7 protein-coding genes are annotated in these 5,631 nt (G+C 68.9%); 4 read left to right on the top strand and 3 right to left on the bottom strand.

Going from position 1 to position 5,631, the window contains the following annotated elements; all coding sequences use genetic code 11:
* Positions 1-503 (top strand): DUF1176 domain-containing protein (locus sphsw_RS09230; protein WP_152555462.1); only part of this gene is annotated, 503 nt, incomplete at its 5' end.
* Between the two features lie 124 nt (positions 504-627).
* On the opposite strand, the gene sphsw_RS09225 is transcribed toward sphsw_RS09230, so the two are convergent.
* From sphsw_RS09225 to ispG, 3 genes are all read right to left on the bottom strand, one after another.
* Positions 628-1,104 carry a GNAT family N-acetyltransferase gene (locus sphsw_RS09225; RefSeq protein ID WP_031440353.1) on the bottom strand — a complete coding sequence of 159 codons (477 nt, stop codon included), beginning with the start codon at positions 1,102-1,104 and terminating at the stop codon, positions 628-630.
* On the bottom strand, positions 1,101-2,003 hold the full coding sequence (locus sphsw_RS09220; RefSeq protein ID WP_031440352.1) for a DMT family transporter: 903 nt from the start codon (positions 2,001-2,003) through the stop codon (positions 1,101-1,103). Before sphsw_RS09220 ends, sphsw_RS09225 begins: the two co-directional genes overlap by 4 nt.
* A gap of 331 nt (positions 2,004-2,334) precedes the next feature.
* A complete protein-coding gene (ispG, locus tag sphsw_RS09210; protein WP_031440350.1) occupies positions 2,335-3,474 on the bottom strand; it encodes a flavodoxin-dependent (E)-4-hydroxy-3-methylbut-2-enyl-diphosphate synthase in 1,140 nt (379 codons plus the stop codon).
* A 115-nt stretch (positions 3,475-3,589) separates the two neighbouring features.
* Between ispG and sphsw_RS09205 the strand changes: the two genes are divergently transcribed.
* The 3 genes from sphsw_RS09205 to sphsw_RS09195 all read left to right on the top strand — a co-directional run.
* Positions 3,590-4,111: a DUF1993 domain-containing protein gene (locus sphsw_RS09205; protein ID WP_031440349.1), complete on the top strand. Its 522-nt coding sequence runs from the start codon at positions 3,590-3,592 to the stop codon at positions 4,109-4,111.
* A gap of 84 nt (positions 4,112-4,195) precedes the next feature.
* The gene (locus sphsw_RS09200; protein WP_031440348.1) at positions 4,196-5,377 is read left to right on the top strand and encodes an acyltransferase family protein; all 1,182 of its coding nucleotides are present in this window, start codon (positions 4,196-4,198) and stop codon (positions 5,375-5,377) included.
* Between the two features lie 8 nt (positions 5,378-5,385).
* Positions 5,386-5,631: isoaspartyl peptidase/L-asparaginase (locus sphsw_RS09195; RefSeq protein ID WP_031440347.1), on the top strand; the 246-nt coding region annotated here is incomplete at its 3' end.

The following is a 5,631-nucleotide window of genomic DNA, read 5'->3' as shown; positions in this document are numbered from 1 at the left end:
CGACCACCCCGCCCGCGCTCCCGACGATCCTCGCCGCGCCGCTCACCGACCGCCGCGCGCAGGCCCCCGCCGCGCCGCTCGTTGCGCAGATGCGCCAGCGCACCGGCTGTGCCGCGGACCAGTTCGGCCCCGTCACCAACGAGACCCATACGCTCGACGCGACCACCGATCTCGTCCTGCTATCCTGCGGATCCGGCGCGTATAATGTCATCACCCGCGCGCTGATCGTCCGCGACGGCAAGGCCAGCGAAGCCCCATTCGACCTGCCCCCGCAATTCGGCGAACCCGGCGCGAAACCCGCGCTCGTCAACGCCGGCTACGACCCGAAGACCGGGCTGCTCAGCTCCTACGCCAAGGGCCGCGGCATCGGTGATTGCGGCGTCGGCCAGGACTATGTCTGGGACGGCACCCGCTTCCGCCTCACCGAAATGCGCATGATGGGCGAATGCCGCGGCGCGATCACCTGGCCCGTCATCTGGCGCACGACCGTCGCTCGCAACTGACCTCGTCGTCCCCTTCTTCCGTCATCCTGACGAAAGTCAGGACCCAGAGTGACTTAGCGCCAACCTGTTTGGCTCTGGATCCTGACTTTCGTCAGGATGACGGCGCCCGCGGCTGACGACGCTCCTACCGCCCCGCCAGCTTCACCAGCGCATCCCCCGTCAACCGCTGGATCGTCCAGTCCTCCATCCCCACCGCACCCAGCTTCCGATAAACCGCGATCGCATCCGCATTCCAGTCGAGCACCGACCATTCGAACCGCGCGCACCCGCGGTCGATCGCGATCCCCGCCAGATGCGCGAGCAGCGCACCGCCGACCCCCTGCCCGCGCGCCTCGGGGGTCACGTACAGATCCTCCAGATACACCCCGCGCTTGCCCGTCCAGGTCGAGAAATTGTGGAAAAACACCGCGAAACCGACCGGCCCGTCTGCCCCGTCCGCGATCACCGCCTCCGCCGCGGGGGCATCCCCGAACAGCGCCTCGCCCAGCGTCGCCTCGGTCGCCTCGACCGCATCGGGCTCGCGCTCGAACGCCGCAAGCTCGCGCACGAAGCGCAGGATCGTGCCGGTATCGGCGCGGGTAGCGGAACGGATCTGGGTCATGCGGCGGCCTCCATCGACGTCTGCGCGATATCGCGCCGCCGCGCCGCATACAGGCATGCGACGACGATGACACCCGCGCCGCACGCGGTAAACGCCGACACCCGCTCGCCGAACACCAGATAGCCGAGCCCGGCGGCATAGACGAACGAGCTATATTCGGTCGTCGCGAGGAATCCCGTGTCGCCGTGGGCATAGGCCCAGCCGAGCAGCCACAGCGACGCGGTCGCCAGCCCCGCCGCCAGCAGCAGCCGCGGCCATGTCGCGGCGTCGGGCACCACCGCCAGCCACGGCGCCGCGAGCGCGAGCGTCGCGGTCACCACCAGCGCCTGGAAGAACGCGATCTCGCCCGGCCGCGCGGCCTGCGCCTGCACCCGCGCGATCACCAGATTGACCGCGTAGAGCAGCGCCGACCCCAGCACTGCCGCGACCCCCGTCAGGCTCGCCGCCCCCGCCGCGCCCTCGCGGCCATGCCCGATCATCACGATCCCGACCCCGCCCAGCGCCATGATCGATGCGACCACGACCCGGCGCCCGACGCGTTCGCCGAGCGTGACGGCGGCGAGAAGCAGCGCGAGGATCGGCGAGATGTAGGTCAGCGAAATCGCTTGCGCCATCGGCACGCGCGCCAGCACCCAGAAGAACAGCAGCGCCATCGCCGCGGTCACCAACCCCCTGGCAAGATGGAGTTTCAGCGCCCGCCCGCTCGGCCGCCCGCTCCGCCCGAGCTTCCAGGCGACCGCCCCCAGCCCGACACTCGCCATCTGCCGCCAGAGCAGCGCGTTATACACCCCGATCCCCAGCACCAGCGACTTCATCACCGCGTCCATGACCGAGAACAACCCGATCCCGAGCGCCGCGACCGCAAAGGCCAGCGCCGGCGAAACGCTACGCCCCGTCACGCCGCCCGCCCCGCCGCCGAGAAGATGCCAATACCCATCCCCCCGCTTAACCGGCATCCCCCACCGGCGCCATCATCGTCGGGGGCGGCAGTTCGCCCGCAAAAGCGGGGGCCCAGAGCCAAGCACCGCCACGCCCCCCCCGCTCGTGCTGAGCGAAGTCGAAGCACCGCCAAAACACGAGACGTCCGTCAGCCCACCCCGTCATCCTGACGAAAGTCAGGATCCAGAGCCAAGCAGCAGCACCCCTGGCCACCCTGGATCCTGACCTGCGTCAGGATGACGGAAGGTGAGGACGGCACGCAAAGCCGCCAACCGCCTGGAAAGACCCCGCTTATTCCGCCGCCATCTCCGGCACCAGCGCCGCGACCGCCGCATCCGCCGCCTCGATCTCCGCCGCCTTGGCCTCGACCAGCTTGACGATATGGTTCACCATGTCCGCGTCCTGGACATGATGGTCGGTGACCCCCGACAGATACACCATGTGCTTGCCGTTGCCGCCGCCGGTGATCCCGATATCGGTCTCGCGCGCCTCGCCCGGCCCGTTCACGACGCAGCCGAGCACGCTGAGCGACATCGGCGTGCGGATATGCTGCAATCGCTCCTCGAGCGCCTGGACGGTGCGGATCACGTCGAACCCCTGCCGCGCACAGCTCGGGCACGACACGACGCGCACGCCGCGGTTGCGGATGCCCAGCGCCTTCAGGATCTCGAACCCGACGCGCACTTCCTCCTCGGGCTCGGCCGACAGCGAGACGCGGATCGTGTCGCCGATCCCGTACCAGAGCAGGCTGCCCATCCCGATCGCCGACTTGACCGTGCCGCCGACGAACCCGCCCGCCTCGGTGATGCCGAGATGCAGCGGGCAGTCGACCTGTTCGGCAAGCTGCTGATAGGCCGCGACCGCCAGGAACAGGTCGGACGCCTTCACCGCGACCTTGAACTCGTGAAAGTCATGGTCCTGCAGCAACTTGATGTGATCGAGCGCCGATTCGACCAGCGCATCGGGACACGGCTCGCCATATTTTTCGAGCAGATGCCGCTCGAGGCTCCCGCCGTTCACGCCGATCCGGATCGCGCAGCCATTGGATTTCGCCGCGTCGACGACCTCCTTCACGCGGCTCGCCGAGCCGATATTGCCCGGGTTGATCCGCAGGCAGGCCGCGCCCGCATCCGCCGCCTCGAGCGCGCGCTTATAGTGGAAATGGATATCCGCGACGATCGGCACGCGGCTCGCGCGGACGATCTGTTTCAGCGCGCTGGTCGATTCGACGTCGGGGCAGCTGACGCGGATGATGTCGACGCCCGCCTCTTCGCAGCGGCGGATCTGGTCGACCGTCGCCTTGATGTCGTCGGTCGGCGTGTTGGTCATCGTTTGCACGGTGACGGGCGCATCGCCACCGACGGGAACGTTGCCGACCATGATCTGGCGGCTCGTACGGCGGGTGATATCGCGCCAGGGACGAAGGGACATGAAGATTCCTCGTGGGTTCACCGCCGTATATAGCGGCTGGACGCGGCGAGCGAAACAACGCTGGCACATGCCGCCGCACGGCCATAGGTTGCCGCATCTCAGCGGAGCCCGATCGATGACCCTGTCCCTCTACGATGCGACGATCCCCTCCAATCTCCAGGTCCTGCGCGCGCTCGACGCACTGCTCGACAAGGCGGAAGCCTTCGCCACCGAGCGCGGGATCGACCCCGCCACGCTGATCGACGCAAGGCTCGCCGACGACATGCTCCCCTTCGGCTATCAGGTGAAGTCGTGCGTCGCGCATTCGGCGGGCGGCGTGCAGGGCGTCCGCGACGGCGTCTTCTCTCCCGACCGCAGCGCCTGGCCGACCGATTTCGCCGGGCTCCACGCCGCGGTCCAGGGCGCGATCGCGACGCTCGAGGGCTATGACCCAACCGAATTCGACACGCTCGCCACCACCGCGACGAAGTTCGAATTCGGCAGCTATGTCATGCCCTTCACCGGCGCCAACTTCCTTTTGTCCTTCTCGCAGCCCAATTTCTACTTCCACGCCAGCATCGCCTACGCGATCCTGCGCGCACAGGGCGTCCCGCTCGGCAAACGCGACTTCCTCGGCGTCCCCCGCATCGCCGCCTGACCGGGCCGGGCCGGGCGGGCCCGCGCCGGCGTGACGGGACAGCGCGTGCTTGCAGCCCCGTCACCCGCCGCCTAGGGCGCTGCGATGACCCGGCATTACGGCATGGACTGGCTGCGGATCGGCGCCTTCGCCCTGCTGATCCTTTACCATATCGCGATGGTCTTCGTGCCGTGGAACTTCCACGTGAAGTCGCTGCATGTCGAGGACTGGGTCCGGTTGCCGATGCTCGCCACCAATGCGTGGCGGCTGACGCTGCTGTTCGTCGTCTCGGGCTATGCCAGCCGCGCGCTGCTCCGCCGCTCGAGCGGCCCGGTCCGCTTCTTCGCGACGCGCTGCTACCGGCTGCTCGTGCCGCTCGCCTTCGGCATCCTCGTCATCGTCCCCCCGCAACCCTGGGTCGAGCTCGTCACCCGGCACGGCTATGCGGGCAGCTACTGGACCTTCTGGACGCACGACGCCTTCCGCTTCGCCCCGCTCGACGGGCTCTGGCTGCCCGCCTGGAACCACCTCTGGTTCGTCGTCTATCTCTTTGTCTACACGACGGTCCTGACGCTCGGCGTCGCGCTGGTCCGGGGCCCACGAAGCCTGCGCAGCCACCAGAATGTCCGCAGCCGCGGCGCGCAGCGGCTCTTCGACCGCGTCTTCGGCGGCTGGCTGGTGCTGCTCCTGCCGCTCGCCTGGCTCATCTTCGTCCATGGCTGGTGGTTCCAGATGGCGGCCGAGAGCCAGGCGCTGCTCGGCGACTGGATCGCGCACATCACCTATTTCCCCGCCTTCCTGTTCGGCTTCGGCCTCGCGCGCTCCGAACCCGCGATCGCCGCGATCGCGCGGCTGTGGAAGGTCGGCGCCGGGCTCGCGCTGCTCGGCTATGCGACGATCCTCGGCATAGAGCTTGGCTGGCCCGCCGGGGTTGCGAAGCCGCACTGGCTCTATACCGCCTACGGCATCGCGCATGCGCTTGAACAATGGGGCGGAATCGTCGCGCTGATCGGGCTCGCCGAACGCCATCTCAACCGCGACCATCGCTGGCGGCCGATGCTGACCGAGGCGGTGTTCCCCTTCTACCTGATCCACCAGACGATCATCGTCCTCGTCATGTACGCGCTGCTCCCCGCGGGGCTTCCCGGCTGGGCCGAGTTCACGGTGCTGCTGGTCGCGACCGTCGCCGGCTGCTTCGCCTTCTACCGGATCGGCCGCAGGGTCGCCCCCTTGCGCCCGCTGATCGGGCTGCGTCTCCACCTTCGTCCCACCCCGCCAACCTTGTGAAAGCCCCCATGCCCCAACCCAACTGGACCCTCGTCATCCACGGCGGCGCGGGCAAGCTCGACCGCGAGATGCTTTCCGCCGACCAGGATTCGGGCGCGCGCGCCGGCCTGTCGCGCGCACTCGATGCCGGCTCGGCGGTGCTCGCGGGCGGCGGCACCGCACTCGACGCGGTCGAGGCCGCGGTCCGCGTGCTCGAGGATGATCCGCACTTCAATTCGGGCCGCGGCGCGGTCTTCACGCATGACGGCGGGATC

This window comes from Sphingomonas sp. FUKUSWIS1, from assembly GCF_000733135.1.
Classification (GTDB): domain Bacteria; phylum Pseudomonadota; class Alphaproteobacteria; order Sphingomonadales; family Sphingomonadaceae; genus Sphingomonas; species Sphingomonas aerolata.
This window is presented reverse-complemented; position numbering and strand designations above follow the sequence as displayed.